The organism is Listeria costaricensis (assembly GCF_900183385.1).
Lineage (GTDB): Bacteria > Bacillota > Bacilli > Lactobacillales > Listeriaceae > Listeria > Listeria costaricensis.
The window spans coordinates 1-25,205 of sequence record NZ_FXUT01000011.1 but is presented as its reverse complement, the minus strand read 5'-3'; the positions used below and the strand labels follow the sequence as shown (position 1 = coordinate 25,205).

The 25,205-nt window shown below is 44.0% G+C and carries 26 protein-coding genes and 2 other annotated features; of the genes, 1 reads left to right on the top strand and 25 read right to left on the bottom strand.

The genetic code is table 11. From position 1 onward, the window contains the following. Positions 1 to 41 precede the first annotated feature (41 nt). Positions 42 to 3,596 (bottom strand): DNA-directed RNA polymerase subunit beta, encoded by a 3,555-nt coding sequence (rpoB, locus tag CS921_RS10695; RefSeq protein WP_099223746.1) that lies wholly within the window; start codon positions 3,594 to 3,596, stop codon positions 42 to 44. Positions 3,597 to 3,856: 260 nt separating this feature from the next. On the opposite strand from rpoB, the gene CS921_RS15790 reads away from it, so the two are divergent. Beyond that, positions 3,857 to 3,988 (top strand): hypothetical protein, encoded by a 132-nt coding sequence (locus CS921_RS15790; RefSeq protein ID WP_276108026.1) that lies wholly within the window; start codon positions 3,857 to 3,859, stop codon positions 3,986 to 3,988. A 135-nt stretch (positions 3,989 to 4,123) separates the two neighbouring features. Here the strand turns inward: CS921_RS15790 and CS921_RS10685 are convergent, their stop codons facing one another. The 24 genes from CS921_RS10685 to CS921_RS10570 form a co-directional block, all read right to left on the bottom strand. Further along, the gene (locus CS921_RS10685; RefSeq protein ID WP_099223742.1) at positions 4,124 to 4,723 is read right to left on the bottom strand and encodes a class I SAM-dependent methyltransferase; all 600 of its coding nucleotides are present in this window, start codon (positions 4,721 to 4,723) and stop codon (positions 4,124 to 4,126) included. Positions 4,724 to 4,793: 70 nt separating this feature from the next. Continuing rightward, complete coding sequence (locus CS921_RS10680) at positions 4,794 to 6,371, bottom strand: MucBP domain-containing protein (protein WP_162921744.1); 1,578 nt, start codon at positions 6,369 to 6,371, stop codon at positions 4,794 to 4,796. Positions 6,372 to 6,628: 257 nt separating this feature from the next. Next, positions 6,629 to 6,997, bottom strand: a complete 369-nt coding sequence (rplL, locus tag CS921_RS10675) for a 50S ribosomal protein L7/L12 (protein WP_099223738.1) — start codon at positions 6,995 to 6,997, stop codon at positions 6,629 to 6,631. A 52-nt stretch (positions 6,998 to 7,049) separates the two neighbouring features. Continuing rightward, the gene (gene rplJ, locus CS921_RS10670) at positions 7,050 to 7,550 is read right to left on the bottom strand and encodes a 50S ribosomal protein L10 (protein ID WP_099223736.1); all 501 of its coding nucleotides are present in this window, start codon (positions 7,548 to 7,550) and stop codon (positions 7,050 to 7,052) included. A gap of 32 nt (positions 7,551 to 7,582) precedes the next feature. Then, positions 7,583 to 7,721 (bottom strand) — a sequence feature (ribosomal protein L10 leader region). Between the two features lie 59 nt (positions 7,722 to 7,780). Then, on the bottom strand, positions 7,781 to 8,470 hold the full coding sequence (gene rplA / locus CS921_RS10665) for a 50S ribosomal protein L1 (RefSeq protein ID WP_099223733.1): 690 nt from the start codon (positions 8,468 to 8,470) through the stop codon (positions 7,781 to 7,783). 40 nt (positions 8,471 to 8,510) lie between these two features. Next, complete coding sequence (gene rplK / locus CS921_RS10660) at positions 8,511 to 8,936, bottom strand: 50S ribosomal protein L11 (RefSeq protein ID WP_099223731.1); 426 nt, start codon at positions 8,934 to 8,936, stop codon at positions 8,511 to 8,513. A 164-nt stretch (positions 8,937 to 9,100) separates the two neighbouring features. Continuing rightward, a complete protein-coding gene (gene nusG / locus CS921_RS10655; protein WP_099223729.1) occupies positions 9,101 to 9,634 on the bottom strand; it encodes a transcription termination/antitermination protein NusG in 534 nt (177 codons plus the stop codon). 156 nt (positions 9,635 to 9,790) lie between these two features. Beyond that, positions 9,791 to 9,970, bottom strand: coding sequence for a preprotein translocase subunit SecE (gene secE / locus CS921_RS10650; protein WP_099223727.1), 180 nt, complete (start codon positions 9,968 to 9,970; stop codon positions 9,791 to 9,793). A 17-nt stretch (positions 9,971 to 9,987) separates the two neighbouring features. Continuing rightward, positions 9,988 to 10,137, bottom strand: coding sequence for a 50S ribosomal protein L33 (rpmG, locus tag CS921_RS10645; protein ID WP_099223799.1), 150 nt, complete (start codon positions 10,135 to 10,137; stop codon positions 9,988 to 9,990). 116 nt (positions 10,138 to 10,253) lie between these two features. Continuing rightward, positions 10,254 to 10,877 (bottom strand): RNA polymerase factor sigma-70, encoded by a 624-nt coding sequence (locus CS921_RS10640; RefSeq protein WP_099223725.1) that lies wholly within the window; start codon positions 10,875 to 10,877, stop codon positions 10,254 to 10,256. An 85-nt stretch (positions 10,878 to 10,962) separates the two neighbouring features. Beyond that, complete coding sequence (locus CS921_RS10635; RefSeq protein ID WP_099223723.1) at positions 10,963 to 11,475, bottom strand: NYN domain-containing protein; 513 nt, start codon at positions 11,473 to 11,475, stop codon at positions 10,963 to 10,965. Between the two features lie 3 nt (positions 11,476 to 11,478). Further along, positions 11,479 to 12,222 (bottom strand): 23S rRNA (guanosine(2251)-2'-O)-methyltransferase RlmB, encoded by a 744-nt coding sequence (rlmB, locus tag CS921_RS10630; protein WP_099223721.1) that lies wholly within the window; start codon positions 12,220 to 12,222, stop codon positions 11,479 to 11,481. Beyond that, entirely contained in the window at positions 12,222 to 12,632 is a 411-nt protein-coding gene (locus CS921_RS10625) for a Mini-ribonuclease 3 (protein WP_099223719.1), read from the bottom strand. The genes rlmB and CS921_RS10625 overlap by 1 nt, the downstream gene beginning before the upstream one ends. 2 nt (positions 12,633 to 12,634) lie before the next feature. Then, positions 12,635 to 14,050 carry a cysteine--tRNA ligase gene (gene cysS / locus CS921_RS10620; protein WP_099223717.1) on the bottom strand — a complete coding sequence of 472 codons (1,416 nt, stop codon included), beginning with the start codon at positions 14,048 to 14,050 and terminating at the stop codon, positions 12,635 to 12,637. Continuing rightward, a complete protein-coding gene (epsC, locus tag CS921_RS10615; protein ID WP_099223715.1) occupies positions 14,031 to 14,666 on the bottom strand; it encodes a serine O-acetyltransferase EpsC in 636 nt (211 codons plus the stop codon). Before epsC ends, cysS begins: the two co-directional genes overlap by 20 nt. A 67-nt stretch (positions 14,667 to 14,733) precedes the next feature. Further along, positions 14,734 to 14,956, bottom strand: a binding site (T-box leader). A gap of 104 nt (positions 14,957 to 15,060) precedes the next feature. Next, positions 15,061 to 16,533: a glutamate--tRNA ligase gene (gene gltX, locus CS921_RS10610; protein ID WP_099223713.1), complete on the bottom strand. Its 1,473-nt coding sequence runs from the start codon at positions 16,531 to 16,533 to the stop codon at positions 15,061 to 15,063. Positions 16,534 to 16,556: 23 nt separating this feature from the next. Then, a complete protein-coding gene (gene ispF / locus CS921_RS10605; protein ID WP_099223711.1) occupies positions 16,557 to 17,030 on the bottom strand; it encodes a 2-C-methyl-D-erythritol 2,4-cyclodiphosphate synthase in 474 nt (157 codons plus the stop codon). Then, positions 17,027 to 17,728 (bottom strand): 2-C-methyl-D-erythritol 4-phosphate cytidylyltransferase, encoded by a 702-nt coding sequence (gene ispD, locus CS921_RS10600; protein WP_099223709.1) that lies wholly within the window; start codon positions 17,726 to 17,728, stop codon positions 17,027 to 17,029. The genes ispF and ispD overlap by 4 nt, the downstream gene beginning before the upstream one ends. Positions 17,729 to 17,763: 35 nt before the next feature. Continuing rightward, positions 17,764 to 18,849 (bottom strand): PIN/TRAM domain-containing protein, encoded by a 1,086-nt coding sequence (locus CS921_RS10595; RefSeq protein WP_099223707.1) that lies wholly within the window; start codon positions 18,847 to 18,849, stop codon positions 17,764 to 17,766. 125 nt (positions 18,850 to 18,974) lie between these two features. Beyond that, the gene (radA, locus tag CS921_RS10590; RefSeq protein ID WP_099223705.1) at positions 18,975 to 20,348 is read right to left on the bottom strand and encodes a DNA repair protein RadA; all 1,374 of its coding nucleotides are present in this window, start codon (positions 20,346 to 20,348) and stop codon (positions 18,975 to 18,977) included. A gap of 181 nt (positions 20,349 to 20,529) precedes the next feature. Next, complete coding sequence (locus tag CS921_RS10585) at positions 20,530 to 22,980, bottom strand: ATP-dependent Clp protease ATP-binding subunit (protein ID WP_099223702.1); 2,451 nt, start codon at positions 22,978 to 22,980, stop codon at positions 20,530 to 20,532. Between the two features lie 27 nt (positions 22,981 to 23,007). After that, positions 23,008 to 24,042: a protein arginine kinase gene (locus CS921_RS10580; RefSeq protein WP_240422340.1), complete on the bottom strand. Its 1,035-nt coding sequence runs from the start codon at positions 24,040 to 24,042 to the stop codon at positions 23,008 to 23,010. Next, positions 24,039 to 24,563 (bottom strand): UvrB/UvrC motif-containing protein, encoded by a 525-nt coding sequence (locus tag CS921_RS10575; protein WP_099223700.1) that lies wholly within the window; start codon positions 24,561 to 24,563, stop codon positions 24,039 to 24,041. Before CS921_RS10575 ends, CS921_RS10580 begins: the two co-directional genes overlap by 4 nt. A gap of 19 nt (positions 24,564 to 24,582) precedes the next feature. Further along, on the bottom strand, positions 24,583 to 25,041 hold the full coding sequence (locus CS921_RS10570) for a CtsR family transcriptional regulator (RefSeq protein WP_099223697.1): 459 nt from the start codon (positions 25,039 to 25,041) through the stop codon (positions 24,583 to 24,585). Positions 25,042 to 25,205: the final 164 nt, after the last annotated feature.

Below are 25,205 nucleotides of genomic sequence, written 5' to 3'. Positions count from 1 at the left end.
AAAAGTTACTTGATTTATTGGAGTGATTTAAATCGGGCGGGTTAATCAACCTGCTCGGTGGTTGCTTCTTCTGGTTTCACAATGTTGAAAGCATCATTTTGACCGGAGAAGTCGTCATCATCCATGTCGCGTAATTCAATTTCTTCTTCATCACCCGACAGAATTTTCACGTCCATACCTAAACTTTGAAGCTCTTTAATCAGTACCTTGAAGGATTCCGGCACGCCAGGTTTCGGCACACTTTCACCTTTCACAATTGCTTCATAAGTTTTCACACGTCCTACAACATCATCGGACTTGATCGTCAGGATTTCTTGAAGTGTATAAGCGGCACCATAAGCTTCCAGTGCCCATACTTCCATTTCCCCAAAACGTTGTCCACCAAATTGAGCTTTACCTCCAAGTGGTTGTTGTGTAACAAGCGAGTATGGTCCAGTTGAACGAGCATGCAATTTGTCGTCAACCATGTGAGCAAGTTTAATCATATACATGACACCAACAGAAACGCGGTTATCAAACGGCTCACCTGTACGTCCATCATAAAGAATCGTTTTGGCATCGCGCGCCATACCAGCTTCTTCAACTGTGCTCCAGACATCTTTATCATTCGCACCATCGAATACCGGCGTTGCAACATGGATACCCAGTTTACGAGCCGCCATACCTAAATGAAGCTCGAGCACTTGTCCAATATTCATCCGCGAAGGTACCCCTAGTGGATTAAGCATGATGTCGACCGGTGTACCATCTGGCATAAACGGCATGTCCTCTTCCGGAAGAATACGGGAGATAACCCCTTTATTTCCGTGACGACCGGCCATTTTATCCCCTTCATGGATTTTACGTTTTTGTACGATATAAACACGAACAAGTTGGTTTACGCCTGGTGGCAATTCGTCGCCAGCTTCACGCGTAAAGATTTTCACGTCCAGCACGATACCGCCGCCGCCGTGAGGAACACGAAGCGAAGTATCACGAACTTCACGTGCTTTTTCACCAAAGATGGCGTGCAGCAAACGTTCTTCAGCAGTCAGCTCAGTCACACCTTTTGGCGTTACTTTACCAACCAGCAAGTCGTTATCTTTTACTTCTGCACCGATACGGATAATTCCGCGTTCATCAAGGTCACGAAGCGCATCCTCGCCGACGTTTGGAATATCACGTGTCATTTCTTCAGGTCCGAGTTTTGTATCACGAGCTTCTGATTCAAATTCTTCAATATGAATGGATGTATAGACATCATCTTTGACCAGACGTTCGCTCATGATGATCGCATCCTCATAGTTGTAACCATCCCATGTCATGAAGGCCACTAGCACGTTACGACCAAGTGCCAATTCCCCTTGATCCATGGAAGGACCGTTACCAAGGATTTCACCTTTTACAACGCGATCTCCTTCTGCTACATTCGGACGTTGGTTATAACAAGTCCCTTGGTTGGAACGAACAAATTTACGCAAGGTATATTTGTCGATTCCGCCAGTTACTTCTTTGCCGTCCACTACCGAAACGCGACGAACCCAGATTTCTCTAGCTTCCACGTGTTCAACGATTCCGTCATGCTTAGCCGTTACAGCAGCACCGGAGTCTTTCGCAGATACGTGTTCCATACCAGTTCCAACAAACGGAGCTTCCGGATGCATAAGCGGAACAGCTTGACGTTGCATGTTGGCACCCATCAAGGCACGGTTACTATCGTCATTTTCAAGGAACGGAATACATGCTGTCGCAACCGATACAACCTGTTTCGGCGATACGTCCATGTAATCGACGCGTTCTTTTCCTACAGCCAAGTTTTCAGAACGGAAACGAGCCATGACTTCCTCTTCAATAAAGGCGCCATTTTCGTCCAGTTTCGAGTTGGCTTGGGCTACTACATAATTATCTTCTTCATCGGCTGTCAAATAGTCGATGATATCAGTTACTTGATTTGTTTCAGGATCAACACGGCGGTAAGGCGTTTCAATAAAGCCAAACCGATTCACTTTCGCATACGAAGAAAGTGAGTTGATCAGCCCGATATTCGGACCCTCTGGCGTTTCAATCGGACACATACGGCCATAGTGGGAATAGTGAACGTCACGAACTTCATAACCAGCACGTTCACGCGTCAAACCACCAGGTCCGAGTGCAGATAGACGACGTTTATGCGTCAATTCGCCAAGTGGGTTCGTTTGATCCATGAACTGCGACAACTGGGAGCTGCCGAAGAATTCTTTGATCGAAGCCACAACTGGGCGAATATTGATCAGTTGTTGCGGTGTGATCGTGCTCATATCCTGAATGGACATCCGTTCACGAACCACACGCTCCATACGGGAAAGCCCGATCCGGAATTGGTTTTGCAAAAGCTCACCGACAGAACGCAAACGACGGTTACCCAAGTGGTCAATGTCATCTGTGTCGCCAACGCCGTGAAGCAAGTTGAAGAAATAGCTGATGGAAGACACGATATCCGCAGGCGTCACATGCTTCACATTTTCTTCAATATATGCATTCCCAATGATATTGATTACTTTTTCATCATCATCCGGTGCATAAATTTTAATTGATTGAACGAGAACATCATCTTCCATCACGCCATCAGTTGGACGAAGCGTACGGAAGCCTACCCCGTTTTCCAAATTAGGAATAATTTGATCGAGTTTGCGACGGTCTAAAATGTCGCCTTTCGATGCAATGATTTCACCTGTTTCAGGATCAACCAGCGTTTCAGCCAGCGTTTGGTTGAACAAACGGTTTTTCAGGTGAAGTTTTTTATTGATTTTGTAACGTCCAACGCTTGCCAAATCATAGCGTTTTGGATCAAAGAAGCGAGAAACCAGCAAGCTGCGTGCATTCTCAACTGTTGGTGGCTCACCTGGGCGCAGACGTTCGTAAATTTCAAGGAGTGCTTTAGCAGCATTATCCGTATTGTCTTTCTCAAGTGTGTTGCGCAGGTAATCATTGTCCCCAATAAGTTCAAGGATTTCCTGATCCGAACCAAAGCCCAGCGCACGAAGCAGAACCGTTACTGGCAACTTACGTGTACGGTCGATACGAACGTGTACAACATCTTTTGCATCCGTTTCATATTCAAGCCATGCCCCGCGGTTCGGAATAACCGTCGAGCCAAAACCTTTTTTACCGTTCTTGTCGATCTTATCATTGAAGTAGACACCTGGAGAACGCACCAATTGGGAAACGATAACACGTTCTGCCCCATTGATAATAAACGTACCCATTTCAGTCATCAGTGGGAAGTCGCCCATGAAAACTTCTTGGTCTTTTACTTCGCCTGTTTCTTTGTTGATCAGACGCAATTTCACACGAAGCGGTGCCGCATAGTTAGCGTCACGGTTTTTGGATTCTTCTACGGAGTATTTCGGTTCGCCCAAATCATAATCAATGAATTCCAGCGAAAGATTGCCCGCAAAATCCTCAATTGGCGAAATATCACGGAACATTTCTCGTAAGCCCTCATCTAGGAACCACTGATAAGAAGCTGTTTGGATTTCAATCAGATTCGGCAGTTCTAAAACTTCACTAATACGCGCAAAGCTTCTGCGTTTGCGGTGTCTGCCATATTGTACAACATGTCCTGACAAACTCTTCACCCCTCAAAAATAGTATAAAATTTATAAGCACACTTTCTGTGAACAGCAGACGTAAAAAGCAGTGGAACCTCCCGCACCCGGAGTTTAAGACGCTCGCAGCAAGCAGGATCACGAATCCCAACTGGCTTAAACACCGTCTATCAAAAGTTTCCTTCTACCTCATTCTTCCAGCACTTCTGGAAAACATCCAGCTATCTAAAAAGTGGAACTTGAAAAGTAATCTACAGACGTTTTTGGACAAAAAGAAAGCGGATTTCATCATGTCTGAAACTATTGAAAAATTATTCTTCAAAGTGTCAGTAACCGATTATCAAAATCGGCATTTGAAAACCACATCCATTGTCATTATTTCGCCGCAACTGCTTGCAACCGCTTCATTTCTCGTAACATAATTGTCTTAAAATTGGGCACTTGATCAGCAGTATAGATTCTTTTGGCATTATATTATAATACTACAATCAGGCAACCATGTCAATGTTTTTCTATATAAAAAAGCCAGACAGCAAATTGCTGCCCAGCCTTTCAACTCATTCTTTGATACTTCGATAAATGTAGTAACCTTTATCTTTAGCAACCGTTTCAACATTGCCAAAGACTTCTTCCATTTTGGCAGCCGCAGACGGGCCGCCCTGCTTTTTCTGAATCACAATCCAAAGCTCTCCTTGAGCCGCCAAATGGTCATGCGCCTCGCTTAAAATCCGATGAACGACCACTTTCCCGGCCCGAATTGGCGGATTGCTCAAAATCGCATCATAATCGACCCGGTCGACCTTTTCATAAATGGAGCTTTCAAAAATTTCCACATTGTCGATTTGGTTCAGCGCCGCGTTTTCCTTTGCAAGTTCCACAGCTCGAAGATTGACATCCACCATATCGACCTGCACATCGGGATAGACTCTCGCTACCGCCAGTCCGATCGGCCCATAGCCACACCCCACATCTAAAAACCGCTTAGCCACCCGCTCCATCCTAAACTTTTCCACCAAGAGTCGCGAGCCAAAGTCGACTGTATTTTTTGAAAAGACCCCTGCATCGCTAATAAAAGTAAATGCCGCCCCTTTAAGCGTAAACGAAAAACGCTTTCGATCATGTTTGGCATCTTGATTATTCGTATAATAATGATCCAACTTTTTCTGCCTCCCTCGCCAATCTTTGTCATTTTAACATAAAAGCGAGGAGATTACACTTGTCGATCAGTCATTTTCTACGACTCAAAACCCATGCACCAGTTAAAGCAAGCAGTCCTCCCAGTAATGGCAGCCCAGTACTAGACGCATCACCAGTTGCTGGTAATTGTGCCTCACTTGATTGAGACATCATTTTTCCTTGCACTGACGGAGTTGAACCAGCAGTTACAACTAAGCTGTCCGTTCCAGTCCCCTCTGTCGGCGGAATACCACCATTATTATCATCCGGACTTGGACTTGGTATCACATTATCTTCTTTATCATACACATAGATTACTGTCTGCGGATCTGCAAGATATTCACCCGTTGCATTGGCCGGCATCCCCTGCAGCACATATCCATTGATCGTTTTTGGACTTGTTGTATACGCATCCCCGACATTACCTGTCAAGACATCAGAAGGCGCAATTTGATTGCCAAATGCATCCTGATAATGAACGGTCACAGTCGACATCACTGGCGCGGAATCCTTCTGATACACATATTGAACGAGCTGTGGTTCTGCCTTATAAAAGCCTGATGCACTTGGTTCAATCCCAACCAAATGATAGCCTTGAATCTCCTTGGCCTCAGTCAGATACGGTTCGCCGACTTCGCCAGTCATCTCTGTTGGCGGCGCTAGCACATTGCCATCTTCATCCTTATAAGTCACAATCACCTTACCGGTTTCTACAGGAGGAGCTTCCACAATTCGAACCGGCACCTTCACTTTGGCATACGGATTTGTCGTTGTAGAAAAGGCGCTTTTGATTGTAATTTCAGCATCCCCAAGCTCAGTAGCCACACCATTTTGAATATGCGGATCACTGCCGTCATCATAATAGACAAATTCATGACTAGCAAATAAATCCCGGCCTGATCTTAACCCTAATGAAGCTTTATCCGGTGTCATCTGGTTAAAATTGTCTCCTACCTTTACCGTAATCGGATCTCCTGTATAAATCAGCTGATCCTGCTGTTGATAACTCGTTGTTGCATGTTCCAATAAATTATTTCCTTGGTTAAAATCATCTAAATTCACCGCAGGAACATCCGACACAAGTTGGTTATCCTGCGTCAAGAGCTCCAAAGCACTTCTAGATCCCCATGGAGAAGTCGTAAAAATTTCTTCTGGAAGCGTTACAAGTTGATCGAAACGAATATCCAGCTCTTCTAAAGTTCCCGAAAGCTGCGTAATCTCTTTTGGAATCTCACTAATTGTCCCACCATTTATTTCTAATCGTTTTAAATTTGGCAACTCAAAAGCGACATCTGGAAACGCCGTCAGACCATTTTGATTCCAGTTTAACTCCGTCAGTGTATCAAGCTCCCCAACGATTTCAGGAATTTCACTCATCCCTATGCCTGCAGCATCCAACGTCGTCAAATTGCTCATATCTGTCACTTTATTAGGAATCGCTGTTACGCCCGACTGCAAAACAAGCGTGTGAATCTGCTGCAACTGCGTCAATGTAATATCAGCTTCCGTCAAATTTGCCCCATATTCCTCATTATAGCTAACAACTACACTATCAACAAAAGGCTGGTTCCCATCCATTTCAGTATACAACCACGTTCCTGCCGCACTCGTCTTCATTGGAAGTGTCATCAAACATATGACTCCTACAACAAAAGTTACAAATAACCATTTAAATCCGCGTTTCTTCACAGTTCCTTCCTTTTCATTCATAATAATTATATTAACCCCCTTATTACTAAATTATGTTACGACTTATAGTCCTCCTTTCTTGCAGTCCATTTTAGCAAAAATAATTCTTTTTTTATAATAAAAACGATTAAATTCACACAAACGACAAAAAAACGCCTGCTACCTCGAAAGGTAACAGACGTTTTGCTAGGCAAAAATTATTTAACTTCTACGTTAGCGCCAACTTCTTCAAGTTTAGCTTTGATTTCTTCAGCTTCTTCTTTAGCAACGCCTTCTTTAAGAGCTTTAGGAGCGTTGTCAACTAGTTCTTTAGCTTCTTTCAAGCCAAGACCTGTGATTTCACGAACCACTTTGATAACTTTGATTTTGGAATCGCCAGCGCTAGCAAGTTCAACTGTGAATTCAGTTTGTTCTGCAGCAGCTTCCCCACCAGCAGCACCAGCTACAGCTACAGGAGCAGCAGCAGTTACGCCAAATTCTTCTTCGATTGCTTTTACAAGATCGTTAAGTTCTAGTACAGATGCTTCTTTAACGGAAGCAATGATTTCTTCAATGTTTAAAGCCATTTTAAAATTCCTCCATTTAAAATTAATTTTTTAGTTTTAGATAAACTTGAGATTAAGCTTCTTGTTCAGCTTTTTGGTCAGCAACAGCTTTTGTTGCAAGAGCCAAGTTGCGAACTGGAGCTTGAAGTACGCTGCAAAGCATGGATAGCAAGCCTTCGCGAGATGGAAGAGTTGCAAGAGCTTTAACTTCTTCAACAGAAGATACGCTACCTTCGATGATACCTGCTTTGATTTCAAGTGCTTCGTGAGCTTTCGCGAAGTCATTCAAAATTTTAGCCGGTGCAACTACGTCTTCATTACTGAAAGCAATCGCATTAGGGCCAGTCAATACTTCTTCAAGACCTTCCAAACCTTTTGCACTAACAGCACGACGAACAAGTGTATTTTTGTATACTTTGAAATCAATACCTGCTTCACGTAATTGTTTACGTAACTCAGTGATTTCAGCTACATTAAGACCGCGGTAGTCAACAATGATTGTTGATGCGCTGTCGTTTAATTTACCTGTGATTTCTTCAACAACACTTTGTTTAGCTTCGATAATTTTATTCAATCTTTACACCTCCGTCCAATTTCAGTCCATTTGAACGCAAATAAAAACCTCTGCGCACGTAGACACGCAGAGGCACAAGAAAGCAACAAAGACTTTCCTATCGAAATCCTCGGCGGGCAAAATTAAGCGAAAAATCGCACCAGCTGTCTACGGTAAGGATATTTAATTTGTTTCAACTAGTATAGTTTAGCAAAACATGCTTTTTGCGTCAACCTTTTTTCAGAACTCTCTTATAGAGAAGATGGATCAACGTTGATACCAGGTCCGAAAGTAGTTGCAACTGCAAGATGTTTTACATAAGTACCTTTAGCAGCAGCAGGTTTCGCTTTTTGAAGCACGTCATTTACTGTACGGAAGTTTTCAACTAATTTTTCAGTGTCGAAGGATACTTTACCGATTGCAGCATGGATATTTCCAGCTTTGTCGACGCGGTATTCAACTTTACCAGCTTTAATGTCGTTAACAGCTTTTGTTACGTCCATTGTTACAGTACCAGTTTTAGGGTTTGGCATTAAGCCTTTTGGTCCAAGCACGCGGCCCAGTTTACCAACTTCACCCATCATGTCAGGTGTTGCAACGATTACGTCAAAATCAAACCAACCTTGGTTGATTTTATCAACATATTCAGCATCTCCAACGAAATCAGCGCCAGCAGCTTCTGCTTCTTTTGCTTTTTCGCCTTTTGCGAATACTAGAACGCGTTGAGTTTTACCAGTACCATGCGGTAATACTACTGCGCCACGGATTTGTTGATCCGCTTTTTTAGGGTCAACGCCAAGACGGAATGCTACTTCAACAGTTGCATCGAATTTAGCGAAGTCGATTTCTTTAGCAAGTGCTACTGCTTCTTCAACAGCGTACACTTTTTTTGCATCAACTTTTTTCAAAGCTTCTTGATACTTTTTACCTTTCTTAGCCATTTCTTTTCCTCCTTATTGTTTCGAAATTGCGAACTCTCTCTTAGTCTTGGATTGTGATACCCATAGAACGAGCAGTACCTTCAACCATACGCATTGCAGATTCAACATTTGCAGCGTTAAGGTCAGGCATTTTAGTTTCAGCAATTTCCTGTACTTGAGCACGTGTTACAGATGCAACTTTGTTACGGTTAGGTTCACCAGAGCCTTTTTCTACTTTAGCAGCTTTTTTAAGCAATACTGCTGCTGGTGGAGTTTTAGTGATGAACGTAAACGAACGGTCTTCAAATACAGTGATCACAACAGGAATGATAAGACCAGCTTGATCGGCTGTGCGAGCGTTAAACTCTTTACAGAATCCCATAATGTTTACACCAGCTTGACCTAGTGCAGGTCCGACTGGAGGTGCAGGATTTGCTTTACCTGCTGGAATTTGAAGCTTAACTTCTTTAATAACTTTTTTAGCCACGAGACATACCTCCTTAAGTCCGTGTTGTGGTTGATTGGGGTTAAGTATTTCCCCTCCCACATTCAAACATGCGCCTAAACGCACCAATATATGTTACCACTTCTCGTGTGAAAATGCAAGCTGATTTTCATAAAAAAACCCCCGCAACCAGCGGAGGCTCACACTTAAATTTTTTCGATTTGATTGAAATCCACTTCAACAGGTGTTTCACGGCCAAACATATTAACCATAACTTTTGCTTTGCCTTTGTCCATATCCATTTCGTCCACTTTACCAGAGTACTCTGCGAATGGCCCTTCTTTCACCATAACCGTTTCACCGATTTCAAAATCAGCATCAGCACGTTTGTCGACCATTCCCATGCTTTTCAGAATACGATCTGCTTCTTCCGGAAGAAGCGGCGTTGGTTTGGAACCAGAACCAGCCGAACCAACAAACCCTGTTACACCAGGCGTATTCCGTACAACATACCAAGAATCGTCCGTCATCACGATTTCTACCAAAACATATCCCGGGAACACTTTACGTTTCACCGTTTTTGTTTTGCCATTTTTCACTTCTGTTTCTTCTTCTTCGGGCACGATAACGCGGAAGATTTTATCCGTCATTCCCATTGATTCTACACGTTTCTCCAAGTTGGCTTTGACTTTGTTTTCATAACCTGAATAAGTGTGTACGACATACCAGTTTTTTTCCATTTCATTGTACGCGGCAGCCTATTCGCCGCATCCTCCTTCATTTCTATTCATTGAATAAATCGCTCTCGATTAGAATGCAAAATAAAAAACCCGGGAATACTCGGGTTTCATCACAAGTAGTATTATAACATTATTTTTTATAATTGCCCAGCCTTACTACATAATAAGTTGAATCAATTGTTCAATTCCAAAATCGATTACCATAAAGAATACTGCGAACAAGATAACAGTGAAAACTACTGTTACAGTGTAAGAAGCAAGCTCTTTACGTGTTGGCCATGTAACTTTGCGCATTTCAGAAGAGACATTTTTGAAAAAGCGTGAAATTGCAGACATGCTAAAACCTCCATTGACTATTTTGTTTCACGATGTAACGTATGTTTATTACAGTGCCGGCAAAATTTCTTCACTTCTAAACGTGATTGGCGGTTTGCTCCACTGGCACTTACTGAATAGTTTCTAGATCCACACTCCGAACAAGCGAGAGATACTTTTTTCTTCATTGCTTTCAACTCCGATTGATTAAGACAAATCGATGCTAGTACTCTTCGCATCCATTTTACTATACCACCTGTTATATAGACCGTCAAATTATTTTTTGTGACATTTTAGTCAAATATCAAGAAGGATCTGCCAATTCCTTCGCCATCTTCTTTTTGACACGCTGCAAGGCATTATCGATAGCTTTTTCATTTTTCCCAAATGCTGCCGCCATTTCCTGATAACTTTTTCCTTCTAGATATTGCCGCAAAACTTCCTGTTCAAAAGAGCTGGTCACTTTTTTTAGCTTCCTCGCTACTTGACCGAGATCCTCATTTTTAATCAAAAAATCTTCCGGCGTCTCAGCACTCTCCTCGGAAATTACATCAAGCAGTGTCCAGTCCAGAGACTCATCATCTGCCATCGGTGTATCCAGTGACACGGAATTATTCAGGGCAAAATTCTTCTTGCGTGTTGAGCGCTTCACAGCAGAAAGCAGCTGCCGATTGATACAAATTTCTGCAAACGAGCGGAAAGATGCCTCACGTGCAGGATCAAAGTCGCGAATCGCCTTAAAAAAACCGATCATCGCCTCCTGAATCAAATCATCCCGCTCCGCTCCCTGTAAGAAATATTGAGTTGATTTCCAATAAATGACCGGTTGATACTTTGTGAAAAAATATTCCAGCGCTTCTGTATCTCCATGTCTGGCACGTTCAAGCTTTTCTAATTCAGAAGCATTTTTGTCCTTTTGATTCTTCAATGACTGCCTCTCTTCCTTTACTTAGAAATTTTGTCGCTTGCTTGGTTGTTCTATTATACAGAGATAAGCGTCTAGCGGTCAACGACTATTTTTGGCCTCTCCGCCACATTTCCAGCTGTTTTAGCGTCTCAGAATCCAAGTTCAGCTTTGATTTCGGCATTTTCTCCTGGATCCGTTGAATTTTGCGACTTGTCGATTTGGTCATCTCCTGAAGTTCAAACAACAGCTCTCTGGAAGAAAGCCGCAGCGCCCCCTGCCCAAAAATCGCCCATTGTTCCGTATAGTCACTCGTCGCTACGATAATCTGTGTCTTAGCATTTTTCCATTCGATCGCCTTGCGTTCAATATATTCATCAGCCGTCTCGTCTTCTTTCGTATAGACAACCTCCACCTTATGCTGGATCATTTTCCGCTGCGAACTCCGGACGTATTGCGCGTCAAAAACAACCACCACCCGGTAACCTGTATAACTCTGATATTCGGCCATCCATTCGACCAGCGTGTTCCGCGCAGCCTCCAGATCATAATCCTTCAATCGGCTCAGCTCCGGCCACGCGCCAATCACATTATACCCATCTACGAGAAAAATATGCTGCATCACCTATTCCCCCAATGGAAATCGTTTTCGATAAACTTCATAAAGAAGCAAACTGGCTGCCACCGAAGCATTCAGTGATGTCACCTTGCCAACCATCGGCAAATGAATCAGAAAATCACATTTCTCCCGAACCAGTCGACTCATGCCAAAGCCTTCACTGCCGATCACAACTGCAAGAGGGAGACTCGCATCCATCGTACGGTAATCACTGCTTCCCTTAGCATCCGTCCCAAAGACCCAAACACCCCGCTTTTGCAATTTCTCAATTGTCTGGCTAATATTGGTCACCCGAACGACAGGCACATATTCGATTGCACCAGTAGAAGCTTTGGCAACCGTTTGCGTTAAACTGACAGAGCGCCGTTTGGGAATAATGATGCCGTGCGCCCCCACTGCATCAGCCGTCCGCATGATGGAACCAAGATTATGCGGGTCCTCCAGCTCATCCAGTATGATAAAGAACGGATCCTCTTGTTTTTCTTCCGCTTTTTGAAAGAGGTCCTCTAATTCAAAATATTGATAGGCGGCAATTTGAGCTGCCACGCCTTGATGCGCCCCGCTGACAACTTTATCAATCTTCGCTTTAGGCACAAAACGAATCTCTACCTTCTTTTCTTTTGCAAGGCCGATAATCTGCTTCATCACGCCTTTTTGTGAGCCTTCCGCAATATAAACTTTATGCACATCGCGCTCAGAGCGAAGTACTTCTAAGACAGGATTCCGCCCGCCAATCCATTCCTGATCCATTATTTTTTCAGCTCCGTTTCTTCAATAATTGTGATAGCACGTTCCATCCATAAAGCTAAGCGTTCCGTCTCTTCTCCAAGAAAAAGATAGCCGATAACCGCTTCAAACGCCGAAGACATATTATAAGTCGCCGCATCCGTATTTTTAGGAACTGAATAACTTTTCGCATTCCGTCCTCGTTTCATGATCAGCTCTTCTTCTTCGTTCAAAAACCCTTCATCTAAAAGCGTTTGTAAAATGTAGGCTTGCGCTTTGGCCGAAACATATTTGGTCGCGGTTTTGTGCAGATGGTTAGGTCTCGTTTTCCCTATTTCCAGCAGATGAAGCCGCACCTGTTTTTCATAAACGGCATCACCCATATAAGCAAGTGCTAAACCGTTAAGTTGTTTATAATCCTTCATTTTTGCCATGCTCAGCCTCTTTTCCAACGTGTTCCATGTGCCGTATCTTCTAAAATAACGCCTTTTTCCTTCAACAAATCACGAATCTCGTCGGCACGATCAAAATTACGCTCATTTTTCGCCACTTGCCGCTCCTCGATCAGCTCATCAATTTCCCCATCGTCTAATCCCACTGATTTCGATTCCTCTAATTTCAGCCCTAGAACCTCCGCAAACAAACGCATCATACTTAAAAATTCACGCATGACGGCTATCGATACCTTCTCTTTTGTTAAATAAATATTGGCACGCTTAGCAAGCTCATGGAAAGCCGTAATCGCATTGGCCGTATTAAAATCATCGTCCATTTCATCTTCAAATTGCTGCTTAAGCTCTGTCAACTGCTCCAGCCAATCATCATGCTCCAGTTCATTCACATCATCCTCTTCGGCATTCACAATCCGATAGTCGATATTCTGATAGGCCGTTTTCAAACGATCCAGCCCGTTTTTAGCATCCTCAAGCGTTGCATCACTTAGAGAAATCGGCCGCCGATAGTGGACAGAAAGCATAAAGAAGCGAATCACATTCGGATCATGATCTTTCAAAACATCATGCAGCGTAATAAAATTCCCCAATGATTTCGACATTTTTTCCCCATCAATATTCAAAAAGCCATTGTGCATCCAGTACCGGGCAAAAGTTTTCCCCGTCAGCGCTTCGGACTGTGCAATCTCATCTTCATGATGCGGAAAAATCAAATCCTGCCCGCCAGCATGAATATCAATCGTATCACCTAAATATTTACGCGCCAAAGCCGAGCATTCGATATGCCAGCCCGGACGCCCCTTGCCCCAAGGACTTTCCCAATTGATCTCCCCCGGCTTCGCATTTTTCCAAAGAGTGAAATCTAGCTGGTCTTCCTTCCGATCATTGGCCTCCACACGAATTCCGTGTTGCAATTCATCCATCGGTTGATTGGAAAGCTTCCCGTACCCTTCAAATTTTTTCGAGCGGAAATAAACATCACCTGCTGACTCATAGGCGAATCCTTTTTCAATCAACTGCTCAATAAACGTAATGATATCCGCCATATTTTCCGTCACTCGCGGATTAACAGACGCTTTTGCCACATTCAACCGATCCACATCATCAAAATAAGCCCCGATAAAGCGATCAGCCACTTCCGGCACCGTCAGTTTCAATTCCTCAGCCGCACGAATCAGCTTATCATCCACATCCGTAAAATTGGAAACAAACTGCACGTCATAACCACGATACGTCAAATAACGCCGCACTGTATCAAAAACAATGATTGGCCGAGCGTTCCCAATATGAATAAAATTATACACGGTCGGTCCGCAGACATACATTTTGACTTTTCCTTTTTCAAGCGGCTTAAAAACTTCTTTTTCACGAGATAACGTATTATAAATCTGTAAAGTCATCGTTCTTCTCTCCTTGCTCCAGTTTTTCTATTTTCCTTTCAAGTTCACTCATTCTTTGATAAAGCGCATCAATATTCGGCTCTACATGCCCTACTGTTCGTCCATTCAATCGAACTACTTTTGCCGGAATCCCCACAACCGTCGAATCCGGCGGCACATCCTTTAGCACGACTGCACTCGCACCAATTTTTGCGTTGGAACCGATTTGAATAGGTCCTAGAATCTTGGCACCCGCTGAAATCAACACACCATTTCCCACTGTCGGATGACGCTTTCCAGAATCTTTCCCCGTCCCACCAAGCGTTACACCATGAAAAATAATCACATCGTCGCCAATTTCAGCCGTTTCCCCAATCACTACACCAGCACCATGGTCGATAAACAATCTACGCCCAATTTCAGCCCCCGGATGGATTTCAATATTAGTCGTAAACCTTGCAAATTGTGCAATCATCTTTGAAAAAACAATCATATTATTTTTATAAAAAAAGTGAGCTATACGGTGCGCCCAAAGAGCATGCAGCCCCGGATTTGTAAAAAAGGCATCCCAGAAGCCGCGTGTTGCTGCATCATTCTTTATAACCGTCGTAATATCTTCCCTTAATCTGCCAGCCATTTTACAAACTCCTTTCATCAACCGCACCAAATCCCCCTATTTGAAGGCACGTAAAAAGACGCCCCCTGACAGAGACGTCTTGCGCGGTTCCACTCTGATTGAGCCCCCCAAAAAACAAGGACTCCAACTTTTAACAGGAATAACGACCTGCCGCCGTCCAGTGATACTTCAATTTTCCCACTAGAACTCAAGGATGCATTTCAGAAACGTCGGACTAAGCGGCTCCCAGCGAATCGCCGCTCTCTCTGATAGTCTTACAATTTCTTACTTCTTCCCATCATCATTTTGTCGAGATTTTATTAACTTTATTATATCAGCTAAAAATTTATTCGCAACTTTTTCAGCCTTAAGTAAAAGTGGAGCAGCCTATCACTCACTGCTCCACCCTTTTATTTTATTGATTCAGCCAATGACGCAACCGATTACTTACTTTTTCACGTCCTAAAACTTCAATTGCAAGCGGAAGCTCCGGCCCATGCATTTCGCCTGTTGTGACAATCCGAATCGGCATAAACAAGCCTTTTCCTTTCACACCAGTTGCTTTTTGAACCCGTTTGATCGCCGCTTTGATTTCTGCTGCTTCAAAACTTTCGATTGTTTCTACTTCCTGTACAAATGCCTCAATAACTGTGGCAACTGTGTCTTGCGCAAGGACTTCCTGCTCTTCCTCATCATAATGAATGCTGTCATCTGCCGCAAAGAACATTTCAGACAGCTCCACGATTTCCGCACCGTAGCTCATTTGTTCATGATAAAGAGAGACAAGCTTTTCAACCCACGCCGCTTCCTCAGCACTTGGATTTTCAGCAATGCGTCCTGCTTTTTTCAAATGCGGCAAACAAAGCTCTACCACTTCTTCAAGCGACAGCTTCTTCACATATTGGTTATTTACCCAAGCCAGCTTTTGCTTATCGAACAATGCTGGCGATTTGGAAAGACGTTTCGGATCAAAAATCTTGATAAACTCTTCTTTCGAGAAAATTTCTTCTTCCCCTTCTGGCGACCAACCTAACATCGCAATAAAGTTGAAGAGCGCTTCCGGCAAGTAACCCAAGTCACGATACTGCTCGATAAATTGAATAATCGAACCGTCCCGCTTGCTTAACTTGCGGCGGCTTTCATTAACAATCAGCGTCATATGACCAAATGTTGGCGGCTCCCAACCGAATGCCTTGTAAATCATCAACTGTTTCGGCGTATTCGAGATATGATCATCCCCGCGAAGCACATGTGTCATCTCCATCAGATGATCATCTACCGCTACGGCAAAATTATAAGTTGGCATTCCGTCTTTCTTTTGAATAACAAAATCACCAATGCCGTTTGAATCAAAGGACACTTCATCTTTCACGATATCCTTAAAAGTAATCGTTTCATTTTCAGGCACTTTGAAGCGAATACTTGGTTTCAGTCCTTCCGCCTCTTTCGCATCCTGTTCTTCCTTAGTCAAGTGACGGCATTTCCCGCCATATCTCGGCATTTCGCCCCGCGCTTTTTGCGCTTCACGTTCTGCTTCCAACTCTTCTTCCGTACAATAGCATTTATAGGCAAGCCCCTTATCAAGCAGCTCTTGAATAAGTGGTTGATAGATGTGTAAACGTTCTGATTGGCGGTAAGGACCATATTTACCTGGATTGTCCACTCCCTCGTCCCAATCAATGCCTAACCATTCAAGGTTTTTCAACTGGCTTTGTTCGCCGTCTTCAATGTTGCGCTTCGCATCCGTATCTTCAATCCGAATGATAAAGTCTCCTTGATTATGTCTTGCAAACAAATAGTTGAATAATGCTGTACGCGCATTCCCGATATGCAAAAAGCCTGTTGGACTCGGCGCATAACGAACGCGTACTCGTTTTGTGTCTCCCACAATCTCCACTCCTTTAAAATCTGTTATTTTTCCAGCAGTACAGCCGCTAAACTAGCGATGCCCTCTTCGCGCCCGGTAAAGCCCAGATGCTCTGTCGTTGTTGCTTTGACATTCACCTGTTCCGGCGTCGCATGCAAAAGCTCGGCAATTCGTTCTTTTATTCGCTCTACATAAGGGGCCATTTTCGGCTTTTCTGCTATAATCGTGCAGTCGATATTTCCAAGCTGAAAGCCCTCACGCTCGACTTCCCGCCAGACATTGGCCAAAAGCTCAGCCGAATCTGCATCCTTATACGCCATATCCGTATCCGGAAAAAAGTGACCAATATCACGTTTCCCTACAGCTCCAATGACCGCATCCGTCACAGCATGCAGCAAAACATCCGCATCACTATGACCAAGCAGCCCTTTCTCATAAGGAATCGTAACCCCGCCAATTATCAGTTTACGCCCAGCTACAAGCTGATGAACATCGTATCCTTGTCCGATTCGAATCATTCAAACCTGCCTCCTGTCTCACTCATAATTGCCTTTGCAAGCGGCATATCTTCTGGCGTTGTAAGCTTAATGTTATAATAGCTTCCTTCCACAACTTGGATTGGCACATCCAAACGCTCGACCAGACTGGCTTCATCTGTCCCTAAAAACTGATCTTCATTCGCTTTCCAGTGCGCCCGTTCAAGAATCTCCCGCTTAAATGCCTGCGGAGTCTGAATCTGCCATAAGTTGTCCCGCTCAATAGTCTCACGAACTAGTCCAAGCGAAACCCGTTTCACCGTATCCTTGACTTTCACCGCACAAATGGCTGATTCTTGCTGTGCCACACCGAGCAAAAGTCGATCAACAATGGCCAGATTCACAAAAGGTCGAGTCCCATCATGAACCAGAACGACATCCTCCACGCCGCATTTGGCAAGTCCTGCCGCCACACTGTATTGCCGCTCAGAGCCGCCTACCACAATCTCCATATCCACATGTCCCGCTTCTACAGAAAGTGCTGCCAAGTTAGCTTCTACCAGCTTCTCCTCGCCTTTCTGACAAACAAGAACGATATGCGTACACCTTTTATCGGCCAAAAATGGCCGCAATGCGTGAATGAAAATAGGCTCTTCAAACAACTCCAGCCACATTTTATTTTTATCAGCCTGCATTCTTTTTCCTTGACCCGCAGCCAAAAAAATCAGTTCGTAGTTCATTATGTCGTAGCCCCTGTCTTCCTCCGGTTCCATGTTCAATTGATCGGCTTAGCAAAAATCATTCTGCCAGCTGATGTCTGTAAAACACTTGTCACCTCGACCCGGATTGTTTCATTGATGTATTTGCGCCCGTCTTCTACAACGATCATCGTACCGTCATCCAGATAGGCAACCCCCTGATTATGCTCTTTTCCGTCTTTTACCACTAGAACTGTCATTTTTTCGCCTGGTAAAACAACCGGCTTCACAGCATTGGCCAAGTCATTGATATTCAGCACGGCTACATTCTGAAATTCAGCCACTTTATTCAAATTATAATCATTCGTCACGACTTTACCGCCAGTAAGTTTCGCCAGTTTCACTAATTTACTGTCCACTTCCTGAATATCCTCAAAATCGCCTTCATACATTTCTACATGAATGCCGTCTTCTTTCTGAATGCGATTTAAAATATCCAAGCCTCTTCGCCCTCGTGTTCGCTTAAGCGTATCAGAAGAATCCGCAATATGCTGCAGCTCAGCCAGTACGAAAAGCGGTATAACAATCGTCCCGCTTAAAAAGCCCGTCTGTAAAATGTCCGCAATCCGCCCGTCGATAATGACGCTTGTATCAAGGATTTTCGCACTATTATCTTCCTTCTGTGCCTGTTCTCCCTCGTTTTTTGGCTCATTAACGCCTTTTTTCTTTGGGGTGCGGCTGAGAAGGTTCCCCCACTCGCTTCGTCTACCAATACCCACACGGAAACCTAAATATCCCAAAACCAATGTTAATAAAATCGGCACAACAGAATTAAGAATCGGAATACGTGTTTGGCTAAATGCATTCCCAGCAAAAAATGCAATGACAAGACCGATGATCAGCCCGACCCCGCCATATAAAATTGTAACGCTGGAAATTTTTGTTAATTTTTCCTCTAACCAATTGAGGGCGGATTCTATATATTTCACAGCCCAAAATGTAATAAGATAAAAAATAAGTGCACCAATCAAAGCATTGGAATAGGGATTATCAATTAACAAGATGTGGCTTAATCCTAGCTTTGCCCAAACGACCGGCAAAATAAAAACTCCCGATGTTCCTCCAAGCAGAAGAAAACACGCTCTAATTACCCATTTTAGCATTCGTTTTCCTCCTTTCCAAGTTTATTTTCACACATATTCATTTTACACTATCGAAACAACCTACGGCAAATATTGTTTTAGTTTACAAAAAAAGAGACGCTTTTCTCAGTCTCTTTTCTTGCTTTTCACCGCGGCAAAGCCTTACTGAGTGCCGCAGCAATCGTGTCAACCGCAACAATTTCCACATCTTTCGGCACCTTCCAAGATCCCGAATTATTCGCTGGAATAAAGATCCGTTTAAATCCTAACTTGGCTGCTTCTTTGACACGCTCTTCAATCCGCGATACACGTCTTATTTCACCAGTCAAACCCAATTCACCTATGAAACAATCTGTACTTCGCGTCGGTTTGTCATGGTAACTAGAAGCAATACTAACTGCAATCGACAAATCCACAGCCGGCTCATCCAGTTTGACCCCACCCGCAGCCTTTAAATAAGCATCCTGATTTTGCAGCAATAGACCAACCCGTTTTTCAAGAACCGCCATAATCAGCGAAACTTTATTATGATCCAGTCCTGTCGCCATCCGCTTGGCATTTCCAAACATCGTAGGCGAAACAAGTGCCTGAATCTCTACCAGAACTGGCCGTGTTCCTTCCATCGAAGCCACTACTGTCGAACCGGACGCATCCGCCAAACGCTCCTCCAAAAAAACCTCAGATGGATTGGCCACTTCAACCAACCCAACATCCCGCATTTCAAAAATCCCGATTTCATTGGTCGAGCCAAACCGATTTTTTACCGCACGTAAAATTCGGTAAGCATGATGGCGCTCACCTTCAAAATAAAGCACCGTGTCCACCATATGTTCCAAAAGGCGAGGCCCTGCAATGGCGCCTTCTTTCGTTACGTGTCCGACGATAAACACCGTCACATTCTGCATCTTGGCGATACGCATTAACGCAGCCGTAGACTCCCGCACTTGAGAAACGCTTCCTGCCGCGCTCGTCACATCAGGATGATAGACCGTTTGGATAGAGTCAATGATCACAAAATCCGGCTTAATAAAATCAATCGTTTCCTGGATCGCTTCTAAATTGGTTTCTGCATACACATATAAATTATCTCCAGTAACCTTCAATCGTTCAGCGCGAAGTTTTGTCTGTTTGACAGATTCTTCACCTGATATATAAAGCACTTTTTTCTCCACCATTGTCAGTTCTGCTGATACTTGTAAAAGCAATGTGGATTTCCCAATACCAGGATCCCCACCAACCAACACCATGGATCCTTCCACAATCCCGCCGCCGAGCACACGATTCAGTTCCGGCATTTTTGTAGCCACTCGTTTTTCTGATTCACTTGTGACATCGGTAATCCGTGTTGCTTTTGAAGGCTCCCCCGTATGTGTAAACGCTGAACGTGATTTCTTAGAAGGCTCCAGCGCTTCGACCATCTGATTCCATTCGCCACAATTCGGACATTTCCCCATCCACTTTGGTGATTCATAGCCGCACGAGTTGCAGACAAATTTCGTTGTACGTTTTGCTTTGGCCATTTGTTCGTCTCCCTTCGCTTTGTTCTATTCTAACACAGATCATACGTTCTGTTTAGTCTTTTTAGCAAAGTTGATTTTTTAACACTTTTTCCAAATTTTCGAGCAAAAAAATCACTAAAAATGCTGATCCTGAAGTCAAAAAGGACATTCAAAGATCAGCATCCACTAAAATACTCGTTACTTATTTGGCTTTTTGAACAGCAGGCTTCGCAATATCCTTTTTACGAACCTCCAGCTCGCCATCTTTCACGCCGATTTCTACATTGTCTCCCGGCTTGATATGACCTCTTAGCAATTCTTCTGAAAGACGATCCTCAACATTCTTTTGAATAGCCCGTTTGAGCGGCCGTGCACCATATTCTGGATCATAGCCATCTTTGGCAATTTTCGACTTGGCCCCCTCGGTCAATTTCACATGAATGTTCCGCTCAGCCAAACGCTTCGTCAACTGTTTTGTCAGCAATGTAACGATCTGCTTCAATTCTTTTTCAGTCAGCGAATGGAAAACGATTGTCTCATCAATCCGGTTAATGAATTCCGGTCTGAAAGCCTGTTTCAATTCTTGTAAAACACGGTGTTCCATCGCTTTATGATCTTTCGTCACATCCGCCACATTGAAGCCCATTGACTTATCCTGCTTCATTTCCTGTGCCCCAATATTCGACGTCATGATAATAACCGTATTCCGAAAATCAACCACGCGGCCTTTCGAATCCGTCAATCGGCCATCATCCAGCACTTGCAGCAGCATATTGAAAACATCTGGATGCGCCTTTTCGATTTCATCCAGCAAAATAACCGAATATGGTTTTTGACGAACTTTTTCCGTCAATTGCCCACCTTCTTCATAGCCAACATAACCCGGAGGCGAGCCAACAAGACGAGCCGTCGAGAATTTCTCCATGTACTCGGACATATCAACCCGAATCATGGCCTCCTCATCACCAAACATTGATTCAGCTAGCGCGCGCGCGAGCTCCGTCTTCCCTACCCCAGTTGGTCCAAGGAAAATAAAGGAGCCAATTGGTCGTTTCGGATCCTTAAGCCCCGCACGAGCCCGACGTACCGCCTGCGAAACAGCTTTCACAGCTTCATCCTGACCTATCACACGCTGATGAAGCAATTTTTCCATTTTGAGCAGCTTATCCGTTTCCGTTTCTGCCAGCTTCGTCACCGGAATTCCAGTCCAGCTTGCCACCACTTCCGCCACAACATCCTCTGTAACTTCACTGTTATCCATGCCTTGCTGTTCTTTCCAACTGCCTTTTTTCTCTTCCAACACTTTTTTCAGCTTTTGTTCTTTATCACGAAGAGCCGCCGCTTTTTCAAATTCTTGCCCTTGAACAGCCGCATCCTTCTCTTTTTTCAACTCTGAAAGCTCAACCTCCATTTTTTTCAAACCAGTTGGAGTCGTATAAGCCTTCAAACGCACTTTTGAGCCCGCCTCATCAATAACATCAATCGCCTTGTCCGGTAAGAACCGATCCGAAATATAACGATCAGAGAGCCTTACAGCAGCTTCTAGGGCTTCATCTGTAATAGCTACCCGATGATGCGCCTCATACCGGTCCCGCAATCCGTGCAAAATTTGAATGGATTCATCTACAGAAGGTTCATCTACTTTAATCGGCTGGAAGCGTCTTTCAAGCGCCGCATCTTTTTCAATATATTTTCGATATTCATCCAGTGTTGTCGCACCAATACATTGCAATTCTCCACGAGCAAGCGGTGGTTTCAAAATATTGGAAGCATCAATTGCCCCTTCAGCACCACCAGCTCCAATTAGCGTATGCAGCTCATCGATAAACAGAATTACATTTCCCGCTTGTCTGATTTCATCCATCACTTTTTTCAAACGGTCTTCAAATTCACCACGATATTTCGTACCAGCCACGACCGTCCCCATGTCAAGCGTCATCACACGTTTCCCACGTAAAGTTTCCGGCACCTCGTTATGCACAATTTGCTGCGCCAGACCTTCTGCAATCGCTGTTTTACCAACACCCGGTTCACCAATCAGCACCGGATTATTTTTCGTCCGCCGGCTGAGCACTTCAATAACACGCTGAATTTCTTTTGCACGCCCAATGACCGGATCAAGATTTTCTTCCCGAGCAATCACTGTCAGATCCCGCGCCAAGCTGTCCAGCGTAGGCGTTGCTTGTGTATTGCTTTGACGACCAGAAGCCGCCGCATCTCCGCCACCTAGAAGCTGCAGTACTTGCTGACGAGCCTTATTCAAGCTTACCCCCAGATTGCTAAGCACACGAGCTGCCACGCCTTCACCCTCACGAATCAGCCCTAGTAAAATATGCTCCGTTCCCACATAAGTATGACCTAATTTACGCGCCTCATCCATCGAAAGTTCAATAACCTTCTTAGCTCTTGGCGTATATTGAATCGTCGTCACCGCTTTTTCACCTTGCCCGATCAGCGCTTCGACCTCCTGCTGAACTTTTTCCGCACTGATTCCAAGCTCATATAACGCTTTAGCTGCAATTCCTTCACCTTCACGAACCAATCCAAGCAAAATATGCTCCGTTCCTAAATTACTATGATTAAGGCGCATTGCTTCTTCCTGAGATAACGCTAATACCTTTTGTGCACGTTGGGTAAATCGACCAAACATCATTGTTGTTTCCTCCTTTCCGTTAACCTCTTATTCCTCACCTAAAATCGTGCGAATAACAGAAGCACGGATTACTTTTTCTTCCAGTTCACTCATATCTTTCTCTGCAGCCATCCGCAAAAATGCTGGTTGCGAAAATAGTACCAATTCATTCATTTTTTCGCGAGGGATATGCTCAAAATAACCCAATTCTATCCCTAAACGCAAATCTGAGATCGCATCTGCACTTTCACCAGCTGAAATCACGCGGCTATTTTTAAGCAGCCCATAAGCTCGGAATAAACGATCTTCCAAAAGAATATGGAACTTTTGCTTTAAACTCGTACGGGCAACGCGTTCCTGCATAATCAACTGTTCGATCACCTGTGTCAAATCCTCGACGATCTCTTCCTCTGTTTTCCCAAGAGTCAGCTGATTGGAGATTTGAAAAATATCACTCGCAGGTCGGCTGCCTTCCCCGTACATACCTCTTACCACAAAACCCACGCTTCTAATCGCTTCAATCATTTTTCGGATCCGCTTTGTCTGAACCAGTCCCGGCAAATGCACCATCACCGACGCCCTAAGCCCTGTCCCGATATTCGTCATACAACTGGTTAAATAGCCCAGCTGCTGATCAAAAGCAAGTGGGATTTCCTGCTCAATTTTGCGATCCATCTCCAGCGCCCCCTCGAGCACCTTAAACAAATTGAGTCCCGCCGCCATCGCCTGAATACGCAAATGGTCTTCCTCATTGATCATAATACTAACATCTTCTGCCTCATTAATCAAAACGGCCCCTTGCAGTGACTTGCTCATCAAGTAAGGACTAATCAAATGTTTTTCCACCAAAAGCGCCCGCTCAAGCCCAGTCAAATCCTGCATATCCATCCGCAAAAAGCCACTCGGGAAAACGCGTGACACCCGCTCAATAATTTCCGCATTCTGAGCATACACTGGAAAAGGCTGCCCCGCAATATTCCGCGCCAGTCGAACCCTCGAACTAATCACGACATCACAGTCATCCCCATCTTCTGCCAGCCAAGAACTGAGCCGCTGACTTAAAATCATCTGTTTTTCAGTCATTCCGCTCCCCCTTCCTGCGCCTCCAAAGCTTTTATCTTATCACGCAAAACCGCTGCTTCTTCAAATGCCTCAGCTGCAACCGCCGCCTGAATTTGCTCCCGTAACGCCTGCACTTCCTGTCTGCGATTCACTGCTTCTTCAAAACGAGCCGGCATCTTGCCCACATGGCGCACATGCTTGTTCTGCACCCGCCCGATCATAGGAACAAGCTGCTCTTGAAACGCCTGATAGCAATGCTCACACCCCACACGATTATGTGCTAAAAAATCATCGAAGCTCAAGCCGCAATGTTCACACACAGCCCCCTGCTCCGTCTGAAGATTGCTCCCCTGCTGCAAAAGTGTCAGAAAGTCCAATGCCATCTCATTAAAAGTATCCATTGCTTTTGCGACCTCATTTTCAAGCGAACTAATCTCCGCCGCACAATTCTCACAAATATAGAGACTCTCCAAAGCCCCATCCTGACTCACCTGTTGAATTTCCATTGTCGCCTCATTCTCACCGCATTTTTGACAAAGCATCCAATCACCCTTTCAAATTTCAGTCATACTTCAAAGCAATCAACATAGCTTCCAAAACGCGGCTACGCAAAATATCCCGATCAGGAAGCGGAATAATCAATGCCTCCCGGTCCATCGCAGCAACCATCAGTCGAGCCTCTTTTTGCGTAATCACATCTTCCTCCAATAATCGCCACACAACGTCCTCTGCAAACGCCTGAGAAACCCTCTTGTCGTGCACCATAGAAATAATCGCATCCAGCAACTGCAATTTATCGCTCATTTTCACTTTAATAATTCGAATATACCCACCACCGCCGCGCTTACTTTCAACAATATAGCCTCTTTCCATTGTAAAACGTGTGTTAATTACATAATTTATTTGCGAAGGAACACATTCAAATTTATCAGCAATTTCACTTCTCTTTATCTCAATTGCCTCTTGCGATTCTAATACCTGTTTTAAATAAGCTTCAATAATATCAGAAATATTTCTCATAAAAAATACCCCTCTCATAAAATATTATACATTGACTTTGACTATTTTTGACTTTAATTATACTAAACTAGCTCCTAAATACGCAATTAATTGGAATCCGACTAGATAAATTTTTATTGAACACAAAAAAAGCATCTGTCTTTTAGACAGATGCTTTAAATTGC

Coding starts and splice junctions, on each gene's coding strand:
- CS921_RS15790 (WP_276108026.1), top strand. CDS start 3,857: ATGTCTGAAACTATTGAAAAATTATTCTTCAAAGTGTCAGTAACCGAT.
- CS921_RS10680 (WP_162921744.1), bottom strand. CDS start 6,371: ATGACACTTCCAATGAAGACGAGTGCGGCAGGAACGTGGTTGTATACT.
- rplL (WP_099223738.1), bottom strand. CDS start 6,997: ATGGCTTTAAACATTGAAGAAATCATTGCTTCCGTTAAAGAAGCATCT.
- rplA (WP_099223733.1), bottom strand. CDS start 8,470: ATGGCTAAGAAAGGTAAAAAGTATCAAGAAGCTTTGAAAAAAGTTGAT.
- nusG (WP_099223729.1), bottom strand. CDS start 9,634: ATGGAAAAAAACTGGTATGTCGTACACACTTATTCAGGTTATGAAAAC.
- secE (WP_099223727.1), bottom strand. CDS start 9,970: ATGTCTGCAATTTCACGCTTTTTCAAAAATGTCTCTTCTGAAATGCGC.
- rpmG (WP_099223799.1), bottom strand. CDS start 10,137: ATGAAGAAAAAAGTATCTCTCGCTTGTTCGGAGTGTGGATCTAGAAAC.
- CS921_RS10635 (WP_099223723.1), bottom strand. CDS start 11,475: ATGCAGCATATTTTTCTCGTAGATGGGTATAATGTGATTGGCGCGTGG.
- rlmB (WP_099223721.1), bottom strand. CDS start 12,222: ATGGATCAGGAATGGATTGGCGGGCGGAATCCTGTCTTAGAAGTACTT.
- CS921_RS10625 (WP_099223719.1), bottom strand. CDS start 12,632: ATGGCAAAAATGAAGGATTATAAACAACTTAACGGTTTAGCACTTGCT.
- cysS (WP_099223717.1), bottom strand. CDS start 14,050: ATGACTTTACAGATTTATAATACGTTATCTCGTGAAAAAGAAGTTTTT.
- epsC (WP_099223715.1), bottom strand. CDS start 14,666: ATGGCTGGCAGATTAAGGGAAGATATTACGACGGTTATAAAGAATGAT.
- ispF (WP_099223711.1), bottom strand. CDS start 17,030: ATGATTCGAATCGGACAAGGATACGATGTTCATCAGCTTGTAGCTGGG.
- ispD (WP_099223709.1), bottom strand. CDS start 17,728: ATGAACTACGAACTGATTTTTTTGGCTGCGGGTCAAGGAAAAAGAATG.
- CS921_RS10595 (WP_099223707.1), bottom strand. CDS start 18,849: ATGCTAAAATGGGTAATTAGAGCGTGTTTTCTTCTGCTTGGAGGAACA.
- radA (WP_099223705.1), bottom strand. CDS start 20,348: ATGGCCAAAGCAAAACGTACAACGAAATTTGTCTGCAACTCGTGCGGC.
- CS921_RS10585 (WP_099223702.1), bottom strand. CDS start 22,980: ATGATGTTTGGTCGATTTACCCAACGTGCACAAAAGGTATTAGCGTTA.
- CS921_RS10580 (WP_240422340.1), bottom strand. CDS start 24,042: ATGACTGAAAAACAGATGATTTTAAGTCAGCGGCTCAGTTCTTGGCTG.
- CS921_RS10575 (WP_099223700.1), bottom strand. CDS start 24,563: ATGCTTTGTCAAAAATGCGGTGAGAATGAGGCGACAATGGAAATTCAA.
- CS921_RS10570 (WP_099223697.1), bottom strand. CDS start 25,041: ATGAGAAATATTTCTGATATTATTGAAGCTTATTTAAAACAGGTATTA.